This window comes from Serinicoccus kebangsaanensis, assembly GCF_008919445.1.
GTDB lineage: Bacteria > Actinomycetota > Actinomycetes > Actinomycetales > Dermatophilaceae > Ornithinicoccus > Ornithinicoccus kebangsaanensis.
Genome location: NZ_VSLG01000009.1, coordinates 20,635 through 40,377, shown reverse-complemented (window position 1 = coordinate 40,377; position 19,743 = coordinate 20,635). Strand labels below are relative to the sequence as shown.

Annotated in this window: 14 protein-coding genes; 8 read left to right on the top strand and 6 right to left on the bottom strand. The window is 71.7% G+C overall.

Annotated elements, in window-relative coordinates; translation table 11 throughout:
- Window positions 1-2 precede the first annotated feature (2 nt).
- Window positions 3-938 (bottom strand): SDR family NAD(P)-dependent oxidoreductase, encoded by a 936-nt coding sequence (locus FXF60_RS10535; RefSeq protein ID WP_151525936.1) that lies wholly within the window; start codon window positions 936-938, stop codon window positions 3-5.
- Window positions 939-1,009: 71 nt separating this feature from the next.
- Between FXF60_RS10535 and FXF60_RS10530 the strand changes: the two genes are divergently transcribed.
- From FXF60_RS10530 to FXF60_RS10500, 7 genes are all read left to right on the top strand, one after another.
- Entirely contained in the window at window positions 1,010-2,104 is a 1,095-nt protein-coding gene (locus FXF60_RS10530; RefSeq protein WP_151525935.1) for a lipid II:glycine glycyltransferase FemX, read from the top strand.
- A 37-nt stretch (window positions 2,105-2,141) separates the two neighbouring features.
- Window positions 2,142-2,462, top strand: coding sequence for a TraR/DksA family transcriptional regulator (locus tag FXF60_RS10525; RefSeq protein ID WP_151525934.1), 321 nt, complete (start codon window positions 2,142-2,144; stop codon window positions 2,460-2,462).
- 59 nt (window positions 2,463-2,521) lie between these two features.
- Window positions 2,522-4,417: a 2-oxoacid:acceptor oxidoreductase subunit alpha gene (locus FXF60_RS10520; protein ID WP_151525933.1), complete on the top strand. Its 1,896-nt coding sequence runs from the start codon at window positions 2,522-2,524 to the stop codon at window positions 4,415-4,417.
- The gene (locus FXF60_RS10515) at window positions 4,414-5,619 is read left to right on the top strand and encodes a 2-oxoacid:ferredoxin oxidoreductase subunit beta (RefSeq protein WP_151525932.1); all 1,206 of its coding nucleotides are present in this window, start codon (window positions 4,414-4,416) and stop codon (window positions 5,617-5,619) included. Before FXF60_RS10520 ends, FXF60_RS10515 begins: the two co-directional genes overlap by 4 nt.
- Window positions 5,616-6,623 carry an EamA family transporter RarD gene (gene rarD, locus FXF60_RS10510; RefSeq protein WP_151525931.1) on the top strand — a complete coding sequence of 336 codons (1,008 nt, stop codon included), beginning with the start codon at window positions 5,616-5,618 and terminating at the stop codon, window positions 6,621-6,623. The genes FXF60_RS10515 and rarD overlap by 4 nt, the downstream gene beginning before the upstream one ends.
- Before the next feature lie 232 nt (window positions 6,624-6,855).
- The gene (locus FXF60_RS10505; RefSeq protein ID WP_151525930.1) at window positions 6,856-7,482 is read left to right on the top strand and encodes a TetR/AcrR family transcriptional regulator; all 627 of its coding nucleotides are present in this window, start codon (window positions 6,856-6,858) and stop codon (window positions 7,480-7,482) included.
- 20 nt (window positions 7,483-7,502) lie between these two features.
- Window positions 7,503-10,322 (top strand): MMPL family transporter, encoded by a 2,820-nt coding sequence (locus FXF60_RS10500; protein ID WP_151525929.1) that lies wholly within the window; start codon window positions 7,503-7,505, stop codon window positions 10,320-10,322.
- Here FXF60_RS10500 and FXF60_RS10495 read toward each other — a convergent pair.
- Window positions 10,292-11,275: a hypothetical protein gene (locus FXF60_RS10495; RefSeq protein WP_151525928.1), complete on the bottom strand. Its 984-nt coding sequence runs from the start codon at window positions 11,273-11,275 to the stop codon at window positions 10,292-10,294. The two genes, FXF60_RS10500 and FXF60_RS10495, sit on opposite strands and share 31 nt — an antisense overlap.
- Window positions 11,276-11,477: 202 nt before the next feature.
- On the opposite strand from FXF60_RS10495, the gene FXF60_RS10490 reads away from it, so the two are divergent.
- Window positions 11,478-13,457 (top strand): PhoX family protein, encoded by a 1,980-nt coding sequence (locus FXF60_RS10490; protein WP_238335809.1) that lies wholly within the window; start codon window positions 11,478-11,480, stop codon window positions 13,455-13,457.
- Between the two features lie 217 nt (window positions 13,458-13,674).
- Here the strand turns inward: FXF60_RS10490 and FXF60_RS10485 are convergent, their stop codons facing one another.
- From FXF60_RS10485 to nuoL, 4 genes are read right to left on the bottom strand one after another with little or no spacing between them, the layout of a single operon-like run.
- Entirely contained in the window at window positions 13,675-14,673 is a 999-nt protein-coding gene (locus FXF60_RS10485) for a polyprenyl synthetase family protein (RefSeq protein WP_151525926.1), read from the bottom strand.
- The gene (nuoN, locus tag FXF60_RS10480; RefSeq protein ID WP_151525925.1) at window positions 14,670-16,211 is read right to left on the bottom strand and encodes an NADH-quinone oxidoreductase subunit NuoN; all 1,542 of its coding nucleotides are present in this window, start codon (window positions 16,209-16,211) and stop codon (window positions 14,670-14,672) included. The genes FXF60_RS10485 and nuoN overlap by 4 nt, the downstream gene beginning before the upstream one ends.
- Complete coding sequence (locus FXF60_RS10475) at window positions 16,211-17,764, bottom strand: NADH-quinone oxidoreductase subunit M (protein ID WP_192796694.1); 1,554 nt, start codon at window positions 17,762-17,764, stop codon at window positions 16,211-16,213. The genes nuoN and FXF60_RS10475 overlap by 1 nt, the downstream gene beginning before the upstream one ends.
- Complete coding sequence (gene nuoL / locus FXF60_RS10470) at window positions 17,764-19,740, bottom strand: NADH-quinone oxidoreductase subunit L (protein WP_151526030.1); 1,977 nt, start codon at window positions 19,738-19,740, stop codon at window positions 17,764-17,766. The genes FXF60_RS10475 and nuoL overlap by 1 nt, the downstream gene beginning before the upstream one ends.
- Window positions 19,741-19,743: the final 3 nt, after the last annotated feature.

The following is a 19,743-nucleotide window of genomic DNA, read 5'->3' as shown; positions in this document are numbered from 1 at the left end:
GGTCAGGGCGCCAGCCCGACCTCGCCGCGCATCCAGTCGACGACCTGCCGGGACAGGTCGTGGTCCAGCGCCTGCTCCGACCGGCGGATCAGCGTGGGTCGGCCGCGCAGGTGCTGCCAGCCGTCGGGGCCGACGTAGGACCCGGGCGGCAACGGCTGGGTGAGCGCGAGGAGCACCGCGGCCGCTCCCTGGGTGGCTGTCATCGCCAGCGGCCGGCTGACCGCGGTGACCAGCCGGTCGACCTGCGCGTTCCCGCTGGCGTTCTGCAGGTTGGTGACCACCCAACCGGGGTGCGCGAGCTGCAGCTCGGTGCCGGTCGGCATACGTGTCGCCAGATCCAGGCCCCAGAGCATCGCGGTGAGCTTGGCCCGGGAGTATGCCCGGGGCAGGGTCCACCGGGTCCGGCGGAAGTGCGGGTCGTCGAGGTCGATCCGGCCGCCGGTGTGCGCGTGCGAGGTGACGAGCACCACCCGCTCGTGCACGACCGGGAGCAGCGACTCCACGAGCAGCATCGGCGCGAGGGCGTTGACGCCGAGCAGCAGCTCGAACCCGTCTGCGGTCTCCTGCCGCCGCGGCGACACCACGCCGGCCACGTTGACCAGGTCCGCCGTCCCACTCCCGAGCAACCCCGTGATCTCCCTCGCCGCCCTGCGCACCGAGCCGAGGTCGGCCAGGTCCAGGTCGACGAGCGTGACGGCGTCCGCCCCGTCGTCGGCGCGGGTCTCGCGGAGCAACCGGGCACGCACCCCCTCGGCCTTGGCCCGGTTGCGCGCCGGCAGCACCAGTCGCGCACCCCACCGGGCAAGGTGCAGGGCGACCTCCCGCCCGATCCCGTCGCTCGCGCCGGTGACCACCACGGTGCGACCGCGCAGATCCGGTGTCCTGGCGTGCTCCCACCCGAGCACCCCGCCCGCACGCTCCGCCGCTGCCTCCGTCATGGACACCGAGTGTGCCAGCGGCCCGGCTCGTCGTGGACGGAAGGGCACCTCCCGACGGCTACCCTGTCCGCATGACGGTGACCTTGGATCCCGCCGACGACCGCGCCTCCTTCACGGCCGCCGTGGCCGAGATGCCGATCAGCAGCCCGCTCCAGGGCTGGGGGTACGGCGAGGCCCGCAAGGTGCTCGGCCAGGAGCCGCTGCGCTACTACGTCCGCCGCGGCGGTGAGGTGGTGGGTGCGCTGCAGTTGCTGCGCAAGCGGCTGGTGCCCGGGGTCAGCACGCTCTACGCCCCCCGCGGTCCGGCCCTCACCGACCTCGAGCTGCTCCCCGACGTCGCGGCGGCGATCAAGGACGTCGCCCGCCGCACCGACCACTACCTCACCATCGAGCCACCGGAGCCGATCTTCGCCGGGCACAGCTCGACCCAGGACGACCTGCTCGCCGAGCAGGCGCAGATCCCGGACCGGCGTGGACCCTTCCGGCGGGCCAGGACCGAGCAGCCCGAGCACACCATCCTCATCGACACCAGCCCGGATCCGGAGGCGATCTTCGCGGGCCTGCACAAGATGGCCCGGCGCAACGTGCGCACCGCGGAGCGGATGGGCGTCGAGGCCGGGCGGGACGACAACTTCGAGGACTTCTGGGAGATCTTCACCGCCACCAACGAGCGGTCCAACCTCGGCGCCTTCCCCCGCGGCTACTACGAGGCGTTGCGCCGCGAGGCCGACCAGGACGGGGGCGAGGCATACCTCATCCTGTCCCGGCACGAGGGCAAGGCGCTCGCCGGAGGCTTCTACATCGGTCTGGGCGACACCACCTGCTACCTCTACGGCGGCTCGGTGCGTGACGAGCGCCCGCCGACCGACGGCGACAAGCGCAAGGACGCCAAGGCACCCGATGCCTTCTACTGGGCCTCGATCAAGGATGCCCACGAGCACGGCTACGCCACCCTCGACCTCTGGGGCATCCCCCGGCTGCTGGACGAGAAGAAGCACTCCTTCGGTGTCTACCGGATGAAGCTCAAGTTCGGCGCCGACCGCTACTGGTTCCCGGCCTACGACCTGCCCCTGAGCCCGCTGAGCCCGGCCCTGCGCCGCGCCCTGCGGCTGCGGCGGTCCTACCTCAACTACCGCAGCTTCGGCACCACCGACGACGTGCTCTGACCCGGAACCCTCGGCGCTGCCGTGCGATGCTGGTCCGATGCACGACGAGGCACGCGAGCAGCTGCGGGCCAAGGAGTCCGACCTGGTGGCGCAGATGGACCAGCTGACGCGCCCGATGCAGGAGCAGGGCGCCATCTCCTTCGGCAAGCGGGTCGGTGACGGCACGGCGATGGCGGTCGACCGGCTGACGGCGGTGACGGCGCACGACAACCTGCAGACCTCCCTGGACCAGGTGCGGGCCGCGCTGCGCGCCATCGACGACGGCAGCTACGGCCGGTGCAGCGTGTGCGGCGACACCATCCCTGCCCCGCGCCTGGAGGCACGGCCGTGGTCCACGACGTGCCTCCGCCACGGCTGACGGGACCGGGGTAGCCCGTCCCTCGGTGCCTTTAGGGGAGAGTAGCCTTGTCTATTGACATGTCTTCTACTCCCCTGCACCAGCTCGAGCGCGTCGTCATCCGGTTCGCCGGCGACTCCGGCGACGGTATGCAGCTGACCGGCGACCGCTTCACCTCCGACACCGCCGCCCTGGGCAACGACCTGTCGACGCTGCCGAACTTCCCGGCCGAGATCCGCGCCCCGCAGGGCACCCTGCCCGGCGTGAGCTCCTTCCAGGTGCACTTCGCCGACCACGAGATCGCCACGCCCGGCGACGCCCCGGACGTGCTCGTCGCGATGAACCCGGCCGCGCTCAAGGCCAACCTCCCGGACCTGCCGCGCGGCGCGACGGTGATCGCCAACTCCGACGAGTTCACCAAGCGCAACCTGGCCAAGGTCGGGTATGCCGGCAGCCCGCTGGAGGACGACTCGCTCGCCGACGCCGGCTACCACGTGCACGCCCTGCCGCTGACCTCGATGACCGTGGAGGCGCTGGCCGAGTTCGACTCGCTCACCCGCAAGGAGAAGGAGCGGGCCAAGAACATGCTGGCCCTGGGCCTGCTGTCCTGGCTCTACTCCCGCGACACCGAGTCCACCGAGGCCTTCCTGCGGGCGAAGTTCTCCGGCGCCCCGGAGATCCTCGACGCCAACCTCACCGCGCTGCGCACCGGCCACGCCTACGGCGAGACCACCGAGGACTTCGCCGTGCGCTACCAGGTCGCGCCGGCACCGATGGCGCCCGGCACCTACCGCACCATCACCGGCAACCAGGCGCTGGCGCTCGGCCTGGTCGCGGCGGCATACCGCACCGGGCTGCCGCTGGTGCTCGGGTCCTACCCGATCACCCCGGCCTCCGACGTCCTGCACCAGCTGTCCGCGCTCAAGGCGCACGGCGTCACCACCCTGCAGGCCGAGGACGAGATCGCGGCGGTCGGCATGGCCCTGGGCGCGAGCTTCGGCGGCTCGCTCGGTGTCACCACGACCTCCGGCCCCGGCCTGGCCCTCAAGAGCGAGACCATCGGCCTCGCCGTGGCCACCGAGCTGCCGCTGCTGGTCATCGACATCCAGCGTGGAGGCCCCTCGACCGGTCTGCCCACCAAGACCGAGCAGGCCGACCTGTTGCAGGCCCTGCACGGGCGCAACGGCGAGTCCCCCGTCGCGGTCGTGGCCGCCGCCTCCCCCACCGACTGCTTCGACGCGGCGCTGGAGGCGACGCGCATCGCCACGACCTACCGCACGCCCGTCATCCTGCTGTCGGACGGCTACCTGGGCAACGGGTCCGAGCCGTGGCAGATCCCCGGCGCCGCCGGCCTGCCCGACCTCACCGTCACGCACACGACCGAGCCGAACGCCACCGACGACGACGGCCAGCCCGTGTTCCACCCCTACCTGCGGGACCCGGAGACCCTCGCCCGCCCCTGGGCGGTGCCCGGCACACCCGGCCTGGAGCACCGGATCGGCGGCATCGAGAAGGCCGACGTCACCGGCAACATCTCCTACGACCCCGCCAACCACGACAGGATGGTGCGGCTGCGGCAGCGCAAGATCGAGGCGATCGCCGACTCCATCCCGCCCCTGGACGTGGACGACCCGAGCGGCCAGGCACGGGTGCTCGTGCTCGGCTGGGGCTCCACCTACGGACCCATCGCGGCCGCCACCCGGCTGGTCCGCGCCACCGGGGCCAAGGTCGCCCGGGCCCACCTGCGCCACCTCAACCCGCTCCCGGCCGACCTGGGTGACGTGCTGCGCCGGTACGACCGCGTGGTCCTGCCGGAGATGAACCTCGGTCAGCTCGCCCTCCTGCTGCGCGGGCGCTATCTCGTCGACGTGCGCAGCCACACGGCCGTGCGCGGCCTGCCGTTCACCGCCGGCGAGCTGGCCCAGGTGATCCACGAGAACCTCATGGAGGTCCGGTCCGAGGAGGTGTCCGCATGAGCACGGATCTGGGTATGCCCGTGACCGGGACCTCCGGGGTCCCCGCCGTCGCCGACGGCGTGACGCAGACCAAGAAGGACTTCACCTCCGACCAGGAGGTGCGCTGGTGCCCCGGCTGCGGCGACTACGCCGTCCTCGCCGCGACGCAGAGCTTCCTGCCGGACCTGGGTCTGCGGCGGGAGAACATCGTCTTCATCTCCGGCATCGGCTGCTCCAGCCGGTTCCCCTACTACCTCGACACCTACGGCATGCACTCCATCCACGGCCGTGCGCCGGCGATCGCCACCGGCCTGGCGACCGCGCGGGAGGACCTGTCCGTGTGGGTGGTCACCGGTGACGGCGACGCCCTGTCCATCGGTGGCAACCACCTGATCCACGCGATGCGGCGCAACGTCAACCTGACGATCCTGCTCTTCAACAACAAGATCTACGGGCTCACCAAGGGTCAGTACTCCCCCACCTCCGACGTCGGGGCGGTCACCAAGTCGACGCCTGCCGGCTCGGTCGACCACCCGTTCAACCCGGTCTCCCTGGCCCTCGGGTCCGAAGCCACCTTCGTGGCCCGCACCATGGACTCCGACCGCAAGCACCTGACCGAGGTGCTCCGCGCGGCCGCCGACCACCGGGGCACCTCGCTGGTGGAGATCTACCAGAACTGCCCGATCTTCAACGACGGCGCCTTCCAGCTGCTCAAGGACCGGGACGAGGCCACCGGGCGGGTGGCCCACCTGCGGGCGGGCGAGCCGGTCCGGATCGGCGCCGAGGGCAGCGACGAGGCCAAGGTCGTCGCGCGCGATGCCGACGGGAGGCTGCAGGTCGTGCCCGAGCACGAGGTGCCGGACGGGCATACCGTCGTGGTGCACGACCCGTCCGACCCCGACCCCACCCCCGCCTTCGCCCTCTCCCGGCTCGACGACCCGAGCATGCAGACGGTGCCCATGGGCATCTTCCGCCAGGTCGATCGGCCGACCTACGACGACAGCGTGCGCGAGCAGGTGGCGGCGGCGACGGCGGGCAGCCGGCGGACGGACGCCTCGCTCGACATCCTGCTGCGCGGCCGCGACACCTGGACCGTCGACGGCACCCGCCCTGGGCAGGTGGAGCAGACGCTCGACGGCGAGACGACCGAGGGGCCGACCCCGGCCGCGGGAGACGCCCTCGTGGACGAGGGCGACGAGGTGCTCGAGGGCCCGCAGGAGTGACCGACGAGCAGGCGCTGCGGCAGCAGCGCGGCACCGCCTACGGCTTCCTCGCCTATCTCCTCTGGGGCATCTTCCCGCTCTACTTCGCGACCCTCCGCCCGGCCGGGCCGTGGGAGATCGTCGCGCACCGGATCCTGTGGACGCTGGTGCTCTGCGGGATCATCCTGCTCATCCGGCGCGACCTGCGGTGGATGGTGGCGCTCGCACGCACACCCCGGCGGCTGCTCGGGGTCGCGCTCGCCGGCGGGTTGATCGCGACCAACTGGGGCATCTACACCTATGCCGTCCTCAGCGGTCACGTGACCGAGGCCGCCCTCGGATACTTCCTCAACCCGCTGGTCACGGTGGCCCTGGGGGTGGTGATCCTGCGGGAGCGGTTGCGTCGGCTGCAGTGGATCGCCGTCGGCATCGGCATCGTCGCCGCCGTCTACCTGACGGTCGACTACGGCTCGCCGCCGTGGATCAGCCTGGCCCTGGCCTGCTCGTTCGCCCTCTACAGCCTGCTGAAGAACCGGCTCGGCGTCTCGCTCAGCGCGCTGCGCTCGCTCATGGGCGAGACGCTGGCGATCCTGCCGGTGGCGGTGCTCATCCTGGTCTGGCTGTCCCGGACCGACGCGACCACCTGGGGCGGGCACGGCACCGTGCACACGGCGCTGCTCATGTCGACCGGCATCGCGACCGCCGTGCCCCTGCTGCTCTTCGCCGCGGCCGCGAGCCGGGTCCCGCTGTCGACCGTGGGCCTGCTGCAGTTCCTCACCCCCTTCCTGCAGCTGCTCTGCGGCGTGCTGCTCCTGGGCGAGCAGGTGCCCGCCTCCCGCTGGGTGGGGTTCGCGCTCGTCTGGCTGGCGCTCGTGGTGCTCTCCACCGACATGGTGCAGCAGGTGCGCCGCAGCCGCCGCGCTCGGGCGCTGAGCCGTCGGCAGGAGGGCGGGCCCGGGGCCGAGCCCCGGCCGCGCTCGGGCTCCGCCCCGGACTCCGACCTCACCGACCCGGCCCCCCTCTGACCGAGCGTCGCTTGTGGTTGCCTGACCCCCGACCGAGCGTCGCCTGTGGTTGCCTGAAGAACCACAAGCGACGCCCGGTCCACCAGAAAACAACCACAAGCGACGCCCGGTCCACCAGAAAACAACCACAAGCGACGCCCGGTCCACCAGAAAGCAACCACAAGCGACGCCCGGTGGAGGATGCACGACGTGCATTTTTGCACGGTGTGCAACTTCGGCGTAGAGTGACGGCGTGACCGAGACCTCCCCCGGCCGGCGCGAGCTGAACCGGGCGCGCACCCACGAGGCGATCGTGGCTGCCCTGCGGTCCCTGGTGGCCGAGCTGCCCGCCGAGCTCATCACCGTCGAGCAGGTCGCCGAGCGGGCAGGGGTCTCCCGGCGCACGTTCTTCAACTACTTCGGCAGCATCCCGGTCGCCCTCAGCGCGGTCTTCGCCGAGCACGCGGCCGGCATGATCGCGGGGCTCGACGCGGAGCAGATCCGCACCGACCCGGTGACCGCGCTGCGGCGCCTGGTGCAGGAGGACGGCATACCCCCGGACTTCCTGGGCTGGCTCTCCGACCTCAACTGCCACGGGCAGGGCACGGACGGACGGATGCTGCTGGAGCGGACGGTCTGGGCGGAGATGGCCGCCTGGCTGCGCGAGCAGCTGCACACGCTCCTCCCGGACGCCGACCCGCTCTTCGTCTCCACCCTGTCCTCCGGCGTCATGAGCTGCTTCCAGGCGGCCGAGGAGGCGTGGACCGAGGACCCCGACCGGCCCGAGCCGCTGTCCGACGCCGACATCGAGGCCTTCCACCGTCACCTGGACCGAGCCCTGGGGCTGCTGGCCTCCGGCTGGCGCTCCCCCCACGTCTGATCCACCCGAAAGGACCCTCCGTGGCCACTCTCCTGCACCGCCTGGGCCGCTGGTGCGCCCGTCACCGGCTCACCGTCGTCGCCGTCTGGGCGGCCGTGCTGGCGCTCACCGTGACCGGCATGCTGACCCTCGCCAAGCCGCTGTCCAACGAGTTCTCCATCCCCGGCAGCCGGTTCGAGCAGGTGCTCGAGACGCTCCAGGAGGAGATCCCCGAGGCTGCGGGGACGACCGGCACGGTCGTCTTCCGCAGCGACGACACCTTCACCCAGCAGCAGCGGGACGCCGTCGCGGACGCCGTCCAGGAGTGGGAGGACCTGGACGGCGTCACCTCCACCGACCCGTTCGAGGCCCAGTCCGAGCTGGACTCGGCTCCTGAGGAGATCGCCGACGGCCGGGAGGAGCTGGCCGACGGACGGACCCAGCTCGAGGACGGTCGCGAGCAGCTCGAGCAGGGTCGGGCCGACCTGGAGCAGGCCCGGGAGGAGCTCCAGGCCGGTCGGGAGCAGCTGGAGGCCGGCCAGGCCGAGCTGGACGCGCAGGCGGCACCCCTGGACGAGGCGCAGGCCGAGCTCGACGCCCAGCTGGAGCAGCTGGAGCAGGGCGTGGCCGCCGGTCAGGTCCCGCCGGCCGCCGAGGAGCAGGCCCGGGCCGAGATCGCCGCGGGACAGCAGCAGATCGACGCCGGTCGCGAGCAGCTGGCTGCCGCCCAGGCCGAGATCGACGCGAACGCCGAGCAGCTCGAGGCGGGCGAGGCCGAGATCGCCGAGGGCGAGACGCAGCTGGAGAAGAACGCGGCCGAGCTCGAGGATGCCGAGGCCGAGCTCGCCCAGGGCGAGGAGGACCTGGCCGCCGCCGAGCGGATGGCCGAGCTCAGCGACGGCTTCCGGGTCGTCAACACCGAGGGCACGGTGGCGCTCACCCAGGTGTCCGTGGCCGACGCCGAGGGCTTCATCCCGCCGGAGACGACCGAGGCCATCCAGCAGATCGGCAACGAGCTCGAGGGGTCGGGCCTGACCGTCGACTTCTCCAAGGAGATCACCGACGACCTGTCCAGCCTGCTCGGCCCGGGTGAGGTCGTCGGACTGGTGATCGCGGCGATCGTGCTGCTCGTCATGCTCGGCAGCCTGATCGCCGCCGGGCTGCCCATCCTCATGGCGCTCGTCGGCGTGGGCGTGGGCCTGACCGGCGCCCTGGCGTTGTCCTCCTGGGTCGACATGCAGTCGATCACCCCGGTGCTCGCCCTCATGCTGGGGCTGGCGGTCGGCATCGACTACTCCCTCTTCCTCATCAACCGGCACCGGCAGCAGCTGCGCCACGGTATGCCCGTCCGCGACTCGTTGGCGCTCGCCGTGGGCACCTCCGGCAACGCCGTCACCTTCGCCGGGCTGACGGTCATCATCGCTCTCGTGGCGCTGACCCTGACCGGCATCCCCTTCCTCGGGGTGATGGGCCTGGTCGCGGCGGCGACCGTGGCCATCGCCGTGCTGGTCGCGATCACCCTGACGCCGGCGATGCTCTCGCTCATGGGCGACCGGGTGCTCCCCCGGCGTGAGCGCGAGGGCGGCAAGCGCGGTCGCCACGAGGAGAGCGCCGAGACAGACGCGCTCGACGACGACGCCTCACGGGGCTGGGCGGCACGGGTGCAGCGGCACCCCTGGCTGGCCGTGGTCGGCGTGCTCGCCGTCGTGGGGGCGCTGGCCTGGCCGACCCTGGACCTGCGTCTCGGGCTTCCTGACGGCAGCAGCGAGCCGGCCGGCTCCACGGCATACACCACCTATGACACCGTGCGCGAGGAGTTCGGTGCCGGGGCGAACGGGCCCATCCTCGTCGTCGCCGAGCTGGACGAGCCGCTCGCCGAGGGCGACACGGCACTGTTCGACGCGCAGGCCGACCTGGCCGAGGAGCTCGTGGACGTGGACGGGGTGGAGCAGGTGCTCCCCGCCGGGGTCAACGACGCCCGCGACGTGCTGGCGTTCCGGGTCCAGCCCGAGGGCGGCCCGGCGGAGGCGTCCACCGAGGCGCTCGTCGACCGTCTCGGTCCGGCCGTCGAGCAGATCGGGCAGGACCAGGGCGCGACCCTGGGGCTGACCGGCCAGACCGTCGCCAACATCGACATCTCCGAGCAGCTCGCCGACGCGCTCCCGATCTACCTCGTCGTCGTGGTGGGGCTCTCGCTGGTCCTGCTGCTGCTGGTCTTCCGCTCGCTGCTGGTGCCGCTGCTCGCCACGGGCGGGTTCCTGCTCAGCGTCGGCGCGGCCTTCGGCGCCGTCGTCGGGGTCTACCAGCTGGGCTTCGCCTCGAGCTTCTTCGGGGTCAACGAGGCCGGACCGATCCTGTCCTTCCTGCCCATCCTGCTGATCGGGATCCTGTTCGGCCTGGCGATGGACTACCAGCTCTTCCTGGTCTCCGCCATGCGCGAGGAGAGGGTGCACGGCAAGGACGCCCGGACCGCGGTGGTCACCGGCTTCAACCACAGCGCGCGCGTGGTCACCGCCGCCGCGATCATCATGGTCTCCGTCTTCGCCGGCTTCGTGTGGGCGCACCTGACGATGGTGCGGCCGATCGGGCTGGGGCTGGCGGTCGGTGTCCTGGTCGACGCCTTCCTGGTCCGGATGACCCTGACCCCGGCGGTGCTGTCCCTGCTCGGTGAGCGCGCCTGGTGGCTGCCACGGTGGCTGGACCGGATCCTGCCCGACGTCGACGTCGAGGGCGCCAGCCTGGAGCGGAGCCTGGGCATCACCCACGAGCCGGAGGGTGAGCAGGCGGACGACGCAGCGTCAGCGGAGGAGGCCTCGCCGGGGGCGGCGGATCACCAGACGGAGTCGTCGGTCAGCCGCTGACCGGCGGCCTCCAGCAGCGTCCGGGCGCCGGCACGCGCGATGTGGTCACCCTCGGTGATCTGCAGCGCGAGCCGGCGCCCGTCGCGCTGGTAGACCACGATCCCGACACCGCCGGCCGCGCCGACGATGTAGGCGGTCCGGTCCGGTAGTGCCCGCAGCCCGACGCCACCCCACCGCATCGGGTCCAGCTCCTGCACGTCCGCCCCGACCACCTGGTCCACCGGCACCCTGCTGATCACCCAGGGCAGCACCCGCGAACGCACCCGCAGACCACCCTCGTCCACCTCGACCCGGATCGCCGACCACAGCAGCGCCAGCCCGCCGGCCACCAGCCCGGTCAGCAGGACGACGAGCAGCAGGGCCACGCTCTCCCCCACCAGTCCCACGACCACCGCCACGCCCGCCAGGACGACGAGCAGCCCCCAGCCCAGGACCTGCAGGGTCCGGGAGGACACGTCCGAGCTCCACGGCTCCACCGGGCCGCTCGCCCGCGCGGGACGCACCCGGGAGCGTTCCGGGACGAGGTCGGCCAGCTCCTCCGTGCTCGGGAGCCGGCGGCCGTGCACGGCATACCCCACGACCCCGGCGAGCAGCGCCCCGGCGATCGCCAGCAGCGGCCACCACTCGCGCACCCCCTCGGGACCGTCGAGCCCGACCCGCCAGGTCGTCACCAGCCAGAGCAGCGCCGCCCCCCACCCCACGGCGGCGACGGCCGCGAGGACCCACCGGCACCAGCTGGGCGGCACGACGCGGCGGGCGATCGCGACGAACGCCGCGACCACCGTGCAGATCACCGGCGTGGCGAGGACCCCGGAGAGGAAGCCGGGTCCGCTGGCGAAGGCGTCCGGCACCCGCCCCGACCAGTGGGTGGGGACCCGGTCGGGGGTCGGCAGCACGCTCAGGCTCACCAGCAGCACAGCCAGCGGCAGCATGGCCCACAGTCCGGCCAGCATGCGTCGCACCCTGACGTCTCCTTCGCGCTCGTCGGAGCCCCAGCGTATGCGGTCCTGCCGTTTCGCGACCCGTCGCCGAGCCGACGCGAACGATTCACCCGGGCGTCTCCCACCTGGCCGCCTCACCCGCCTACGTTCGATGCGACGGCGCGACTCGTCCCGAGCGGCGCCAGGGGTCACCAGAAACGCATGGAGGATCGACGTGTCCACTCCCACCACCACCCGACGCAGCCTGCTGCCGCTGCTCGCCGCGCACCCGGGCGGCCGCAGCGCCGCGACCTGCCACTACCGCTGCGGCGACGCCTGTTTCCAGCCGGTGCCCAACACCAGCGACAACACCTACTTCGGCGACGTCGTCCAGACGGTGGTCCGACGCCGCTCGGTGCTGGCCGGTGGGACGGCGGCGCTGGCCGGCGTCGCCTGGGCGGCCCCGCCGCAGGCCGCGGCAGCGGCGGAGCTGCCGGTCACCGCCGGTGGGCGTGGCTTCCCGTCGATCAGCCCGACGCCGGCCGACGTGGACGACCTCGTGGTGCCCTCCGGCTTCACCTGGTCACCGGTGATCTCCTGGGGGGACCCGGTCGAGCCGGGGGCACCCCGCTTCGACGTGGACCAGCAGTCGGTCGAGGCGCAGAAGGGCCAGGCCGGCTACAACGCGGACTACCTGACCCTCCGCCAGGACGGCACGCGAGGGTGGAGGTCACGGCGCGGCGTCATCGTCTTCAACAACGAGTACACCAACCCCGAGATGATGTTCCCCGACTGGAGCGGCTCGGTCACCGCCGAGCAGGCCGAGATCGAGATGGCGGCCCACGGCATGACCGTGGTCGAGGTGCGCCGCAAGAACGACCGGTCCCCGTGGGTCTACCGCAAGCGGGGCACCCGCAACCGACGGATCCACGCGTGGACCACCTTCGCCGTCGACGGCCCCGCCGCTGGGGCGGAGTGGATGCGCACCGGGGCGGACCGGCAGGGTCGACGCGTGCTCGGCACGCTGAACAACTGCGCCGGCGGCGACACCCCCTGGGGGACCGTGCTGTCCGGCGAGGAGAACTTCAACCAGTACTTCAACTCCACCGACGCGCCGGACCCCGACGGCAAGCTGGCCCGCTACGGCATCACCTCCGGAGGTCGCGGGTGGGAGCAGGCCGACCAGCGTTTCTCGGTCGTCGACGAGCCGAACGAGGTCAACCGCTTCGGGTGGATCGTCGAGGTCGATCCGGACGACCCGGGGTCCACGCCGGTCAAGCACACGGCGCTGGGACGGTTCAAGCACGAGGGCGCCACGATCCGGCTCGCGCAGGACGGGCGGGCGGTGGCCTACATGGGTGACGACGAGCGCTTCGACTACGTCTACAAGTTCGTCTCGCGCCGCCGCTACCGGGAGGGCGACAAGCGTCGGAACCTGCGGCTGCTCGCGGACGGAGACCTCTACGTCGCCCGGTTCACCGGCGACGGCTTCCAGGACGGCGTCTACGACGGCAGCGGTGAGTGGCTGCCGCTGGTGGTGGACGGCGAGTCGCACGTGCCGGGTATGTCGGTGGCCGAGGTGTGCACCTGGACCCGGTTGGCCGCGGACCAGGTCGGGCCGACCAAGATGGACCGCCCGGAGGACGTCCAGCCGGATCCGCACACGGGCAGGGTCTACGTCGCGCTCACCAACAACACCGCCCGCACCCCTGGTCAGATCGACGAGCCCAACCCTCGGGGCAACAACAAGCACGGCCACGTCATCGAGTGGCGCGAGGACGGGGACGACGCGGCGGCCCTGCGCTTCCGCTGGCGGATCGTCATGATCGCCGGGGACCCCTCCGACCCCACCACCTACTTCGACGGGACCGACCGGCGCGAGGTCACCCCGATCAGCTGCCCGGACAACGTGGCCTTCGACGGCGAGCCGGGGCACCTGTGGATCTCCACCGACGGGGCGCCGGGCACCCTGGGCACCTGCGACGGCCTGTTCCGGATGCCGACGAAGGGGCGCGACCGGGGCCTGGTGCAGCAGTTCCTGTCGGTGCCCACGGGCGCCGAGTGCTGCGGGCCGGTGATCTCCTGGAAGGACCGGTCGGTGCTGGTCAGCGTGCAGCATCCGGGAGAGGGCGGCCAGAGCGGCTACCCCTACCTCGGCGACAGCGTCCCCCGCCCCGGCGTGGCCCACGTCTACCCGGGCAAGGGCAAGCGCTGAGGCGACGGCATACCTCGGCCGCACCTCGTCCCACCCCTCCCCCCGCACCCCTCCCCCTGGGACTGACCACGGCATAGCACAACCGTCATCGGGAAGTTCGCCGATGACGGTTGTGCTAACCCGACGTTGGTCCCGAGGTGGTGGTTCGGTCCCGCGGGGGTGGTTCGGTCCCGAGGCGGGTGGGATGGGGCCGGGTGGGTGGGCCGGGGTGGGTTGGTCAGCGGGAGCGGTCGGCGACGCCGTCGACGAGGGCCCGCAGCGCCGCGACGGCGGGGGCGGGCGGCAGGTCGTCGAGCAGCGCCCGGGCCTGCGCGGCCACGCGCGCGGTGTGGCCGCGGGCCTCGTCCATCGCCGGGTGGGCGCGCAGCAGCGTCAGGGCCTCGGCGAGCTCGTCCGGGTCGTCGATCGGTCCGCGGGTGAGCTCCAGCAGCCGGGCGTCGGCAGGGTCGCTGCTGCCCCGGGCATACAGCACCGGGAGCGTGGCCTTGCCCTCCCGCAGGTCGGTGCCCGGCGTCTTGCCGGAGGCCTCGGCCTCAGAGGCCACGTCCAGCAGGTCGTCGGCCAGCTGGAAGACGACACCGATTTTCTCGCCGTAGGCGGTGAGCGTGCGGACCGCCGCCTCGTCGCAGCCACCGAACATCGCGCCGTAGCGGGCGGCGGTGGCGATGAGCGCGCCGGTCTTGTCGGCCAGGATCGACAGGTATGCCGCGACCGCGTCGCCGCTGCCGAGGTGGGCGTCCGCCTGCCGGTCGTCGCGGATCTGCCCGGCGCACAGCCGGATGAAGGTGTCGGCCTGGATCTTCACCGCCTCCGGGCCGAGCCCGGCGACGACCGAGGAGGCGGTGCCGAAGAGCAGGTCGCCGACCAGGATCGCGGTGGAGTTGCCGTAGCGGGCGTTGGCGCTCTCGACACCGCGCCGCAGGTCGGCCTCGTCCATGACGTCGTCGTGGTAGAGCGAGGCGAGGTGGGTCAGCTCCACGGCGACCGCCGCGTCCACCACCTGCTCGTCCCACCCGGTGCCGACCTCGCTGGCCAGCAGCGTCAGCAGCGGGCGGAAGCCCTTGCCTCCCGCCCGGGCGAGGTGATGGGCGGCCTCGGCGATGAACGGGTCGTCGTGGTCGACGACCTGCTCGAGCCGTCCGGCCACCCCGGCCAGGCCGGCCTCGAGGCGTGCGGTCAGCTCCTCGTCGGCGCCCGGGATGCTGGCCGGGCTCACCGCAGGAACGCCGCGGTGCTCTGCGCGAGGTCGAGGACCGGGGAGGGCATGATGCCGAGGGCGAGGGTCATCGCGACCCCCACGAGGATCGCCACCGAGGTCATCCAGGAGGGTCGGACGACGACGGTGTCGCCCGCCTCGTCGCCGAGCCACATCTGCACCACCAGGGTGAAGTAGATGTAGGCCGTGACCGCGCTGGCGAGGACGCCGATGACGGCCAGCCACGCCCAGCCCTGACTCACGGCGGCGGAGAAGACCGCGAACTTGCCGGTGAATCCGGAGGTGAGCGGGATGCCCGCGAGGGCCATGAGCAGGAAGGTGAAGCAGGCGGCGATCCACGGCGAGCGACGGCCCAGCCCGGCCCACTGGTCGACGAGGGTGGCCTCGGTGCCGGCGCTGCGGACCAGGGCCACGATCGCGAAGGCCGGGATGGTCATGAAGCCGTATGTCGCGAGGTAGAACATCGTGCTGGAGACGCCCGCGACGTCCAGCGCGACGACACCGGTGAGGATGAACCCCGCGTGGGCGATCGAGGAGTAGGCCAGGATCCGCTTGACGTCGGTCTGCACGATCGACAGCAGCGCGCCGACGACCATGGACAGCGCGGCGACCACGGCGATCACCGGCTGCCACTCCAGACGGGCCCCCTCGACCGCGACGTAGAGCACCCGCAGCATGGCGCCGAAGGCCGCGACCTTGGTGCAGGCGGCCATGAAGCCGGTCACCGGCGTCGGCGCTCCCTGGTAGACGTCGGGCGTCCACGCGTGGAACGGGACGGCGCCGACCTTGAACAGCAGGCCGACGGCGACCAGCAGCACGCCCGGGACGAGCAGGCCGTCCATGCCCACGCCAGAGGTGATCGCGGCGGCGATGTCCGCGAACCGCATGGAGCCGGCGTAGCCGTAGAGCAGCACGGCGCCGAAGAGGTAGAAGGCCGAGGAGAAGCTGCCGAGGAGGAAGTACTTGAGCGAGGCCTCCTGGGACAGCAGCCGCCGGCGGCGGGCCAGCCCCGAGAGGACGTAGAGCGGCAGCGACAGGATCTCCAGCGCCACGAAGAGCAGCAGCAGGTCGTTGGCGGCGACGAAGAGCATCATGCCGCCGACCGACATCAGGGTGAGCGGGTAGATCTCGGTCGTCGTCGCCCCCACCTTGGTCGCCAGCGTCTCCTCCGCCGAGCCCGGCGTCGAGACCCCGGACTGGGTGAAGGCGTCGGGCTGGTCTCCCCCGAAGCGCTCGCTCATCGCGAGCAGGCCGAGGATCGAGAGCACGAGCACCAGGCCCTGCAGGGTCAGCGCCACGCCGTCGAGCGCGACGGTGTCGGCGGCGGTGAGGCCCTGGTTGTCCTGGCCCAGCAGGATGAGCGCGACCAGCGCCAGCACCAGCGTCGCGACCGAGAGAGGCACCTGCACGGCATACCTCGTGCGCCGGGAGGCGAAGCCCTCCACCGTGACCCCGACCAGGCCGCCGACGAAGACGATGATCATCGGCAGCAGCGCCACGTAGTTGATCTCGGGCGCGACGAACATGGAGCCACCCATCAGTGGTCACTCCCCTCGGTCGAGTGGTTGGCAGAGGTATCCACGACCGTGGCCGGGTCGCTGACGCCGACGGTCTGCATGCTCTGCTCGACGGCGGGCTCGAGCAGGTCCAGCACCGGCTTGGGGTAGAACCCGAGGACCAGGAAGGCCGCGATGATCGGGGCGACCACCCACTTCTCCCGGCCGCTCATGTCGGTGATGCCCTCGAGCTCGGGTCCCTCGGGCTTCGGGCCGGTGGCGACCTTCTGGTACATCACCAGGATGTAGACGGCGGCCAGGATCACGCCCAGCGCGGAGATGATCCCGAGCCACGGGTGCCGCTGGAAGGTGCCGACGATGACCAGGAACTCGCTGACGAAGGAGTTCAGACCGGGCAGCGCCAGGCCGGAGAGCCCGGACACGAGCAGCGCCCCGGCGACCAGCGGGGTGACGCGTTGCCAGCCGCCGAAGTCGCGCAGGTCCCGCGAGCCGCGCCGGGCGATGAGCATCCCCGCGACGAGGAAGAGCCCCGCCGTGGTGAAGCCGTGGTTGACCATGTAGAGCGTCGCACCGGTCTGGCTGACCGTGGTGAACGCGAAGATGCCCAGCACGATGAAGCCGAAGTGGCTGATCGAGGTGTAGCTGATCAGCCGCAGCATGTCCGTCTGCCCGATGGCCAGGAAGGCTCCGACGAACAGCGAGATCAGGGCCAGGGTGAGGATCGCCGGGGTGGCCCACCGGCTGGCCTCGGGGAAGAGCGCCAGGCAGAAGCGGATCATCCCGTAGGTGCCGACCTTGTCCAGCACGCCGACCAGCAGGACGGACGTGGCGGGACGGGCCTGCTCGGCGGCCAGCGGCAACCAGGTGTGCACCGGCCACATCGGCGCCTTGATCGCGAACGCGACGAAGAAGCCGAGGAAGAGCCAGCGGCCCGCCTCCACCGACAGGTCCAGCCCGGTGAGGTTGGACAGCAGGAAGCCGTCGGTGCCGCGCGGCCCGGCCAGGTAGACCCCGATCACCGCGACCAGCATGATCAGCCCGCCCGCGAGCGAGTAGAGCAGGAAGGTGGTGGCCGCCTTCGCTCGGCGGGTGCCGCCGAAGACCCCGATCAGGAAGTAGACCGGGATGAGCATCGCCTCGAAGAAGACGTAGAACAGGAAGACGTCGATCGCGGCGAAGACGCCGATCATCATCGAGGACAGGGCCAGCATCAACGCGAAGTAGGTGTGCTGACGGCGCCCCACGGCGGGCACGTCGTCCCAGGCGGCGATCATGCAGATCGGGACCAGGACCAGCCCGAGCAGGATCATCGACAGCGAGATGCCGTCGACGCCGAGGGCGTAGGAGACGCCGAACTGCGGGATCCAGGAGTAGACCTCGGTGAGCTGGAACTGCCCCTCGCCGGTGCCGCCGAAGCGGAACTGGGTGGCGGCCCCGATGCCGACCGCCAGGGTCAGCAGCGCGGTCCCGAGGGCCACCGGACGGACCAGCCCGGTGCCCTTGGGCAGCAGGGACACCGCGAGGGCGCCGACGAGCGGCAGCACGAGCAGGGTGGTCAACCAGGGAAAGTTCATCACTGCATCACCCAGACTGCGCCGAGGATCGCGACGACGCCCAGGAGCATCGTCAGGGCATAGGAGCGGACGAAACCGTTCTGCGCGCGGCGCAGCATGCCGGAGACGGCGTTCAGGCCGCCGGTGGTGCCTCCGGTGACTCCGCCCTCCACGAGGGTGGCGTCGGCGTCGACCGCGGTGCGGGCCAGCGCCATCGTCGGGCCGGTGAAGATCGCGTCGTTGACGTCGTCCTGGAACAGGTCTCGGCGCGCCGCCACGGTGACCAGGCTCGCCTCGGGAGCGGTCTCCGGGACGTCGCGACGGGCATACATCATCCACGCCAGGCCGGCGCCGACCACCATGAGCACGAAGGCGGAGATCTGGATCGCGAGCACCGGGATGAGCGGCTCACCGTGCTCGGCGTGGCCGAAGACCGGCTCCAGCCAGCCGGTGATGATCCCGGTCGGGTAGAGCACGGCGCCGAGGACCAGCGACCCCAGCGCGAGCACCATCATCGGCACGGTCATCACCAGCGGCGACTCGTGCGGGTGCGCGTCGTCGTGCCACCGCGCCGTGCCGAAGAAGGTCATGAAGAACAGCCGCGACATGTAGAACGCGGTGATCCCGGCACCCAGCAGCGCGACACCGCCGAAGACCCAGCCCTGCCAGCCCTCCATCGTGAAGGCGGTCTCGATGATGTAGTCCTTGGAGAACCACCCGGCGGTGAACGGGAAGCCGATGATCGCCAGCCAGCCGGCCGCGAAGGTCACGAAGGTGATCTTGATGTCGGTGCGCAGCGCGCCGAACCGGCGCATGTCGACCCGGTTGTCCATGGCGTGCATGACCGACCCGGCGCCGAGGAACATGTTGGCCTTGAAGAAGCCGTGCGTGACCAGGTGGAAGATCGCGTAGAGGTAACCGACCGGGCCGAGGCCGACGGCCAGCATCATGTAGCCGATCTGGGACATCGTCGAGGCGGCGAGGGCCTTCTTGATGTCGTCCTTGGCGCAGCCGACGATCGCGCCGTAGAGCAGCGTGAGCGCGCCGACGATCGCGACCACCAGGCGGGCGTCCGGGGTGAGGTCGTAGATCGCCTGGCTCCGGGCGATGAGGTAGACACCGGCGGTGACCATGGTCGCCGCGTGGATCAGCGCCGAGACCGGGGTCGGGCCGGCCATCGCGTCGCCCAGCCAGCTCTGCAGCGGGAACTGCGCCGACTTGCCGCAGGCGCCGAGCAGCAACGCCAGGCCGATCAGCGTCAGGGTCAGGTCGCCCGCTCCCCCGGCGTTGCCGTGCACGGTGGCGAAGTCGAGAGCACCGAAGGTGGCCAGCATGATCGCCATCGCCGTGATCAGCCCGACGTCACCGACCCGGTTGACCACGAACGCCTTGTTGGCGGCGGCGGCATACTCCGGGTTCCAGTTCCAGAAGCCGATGAGCAGGTAGGACGCCAGGCCGACGCCCTCCCACCCGACGAACAGCAGCAGGTAGGAGTCGGCGAGGACGAGGATGAGCATCGCCGCGACGAAGAGGTTGAGGTAGGCGAAGAACCGCCGCTTGTCCGGGTCGTGCTCCATGTAGCCCAGGGAGTAGACGTGGATCAGGCTGCCGACGAAGGTGATGAGCATGACGAAGGCCAGCGACAGCGGGTCCAGCAGCAGCCCCGCGGTCAGCGACAGGTCACCGACGCTCACCCAGTCCCACAGCGGCACCGTCAGCGCGCGCTCCTCCGCGGGCAGCCCGGTCAGCTGGACGATGACCGCGACACCGACGGCGAAGCTGGCCCAGGACAGCAGGGTCGCCAGGGCCGGGCCCCAGCTGTTGGTCATCCGCCCGCCGAGCAGCAGCAGGGCGGCGCCGGCCAGCGGCAGCGCGATCATCAGCCAGCCGAGGCCGGCGATGCCCTCCGCCTGGGTGGCGTGGGTCGCGCCGAGACCGCCCGGGTCGTCGGCGAGGGCCAGGCTGACCGAGGCCAGACCATGACTCAGGTCGTGCACAGA

Excerpts from the sequence above, each read along its gene's own strand:
- FXF60_RS10535 (WP_151525936.1), bottom strand. The coding sequence starts at position 938 with ATGACGGAGGCAGCGGCGGAGCGTGCGGGCGGGGTGCTCGGGTGGGAG.
- FXF60_RS10530 (WP_151525935.1), top strand. The coding sequence starts at position 1,010 with ATGACGGTGACCTTGGATCCCGCCGACGACCGCGCCTCCTTCACGGCC.
- FXF60_RS10525 (WP_151525934.1), top strand. The coding sequence starts at position 2,142 with ATGCACGACGAGGCACGCGAGCAGCTGCGGGCCAAGGAGTCCGACCTG.
- FXF60_RS10520 (WP_151525933.1), top strand. The coding sequence starts at position 2,522 with ATGTCTTCTACTCCCCTGCACCAGCTCGAGCGCGTCGTCATCCGGTTC.
- FXF60_RS10515 (WP_151525932.1), top strand. The coding sequence starts at position 4,414 with ATGAGCACGGATCTGGGTATGCCCGTGACCGGGACCTCCGGGGTCCCC.
- FXF60_RS10495 (WP_151525928.1), bottom strand. The coding sequence starts at position 11,275 with ATGCTGGCCGGACTGTGGGCCATGCTGCCGCTGGCTGTGCTGCTGGTG.
- nuoN (WP_151525925.1), bottom strand. The coding sequence starts at position 16,211 with ATGGGTGGCTCCATGTTCGTCGCGCCCGAGATCAACTACGTGGCGCTG.
- FXF60_RS10475 (WP_192796694.1), bottom strand. The coding sequence starts at position 17,764 with ATGAACTTTCCCTGGTTGACCACCCTGCTCGTGCTGCCGCTCGTCGGC.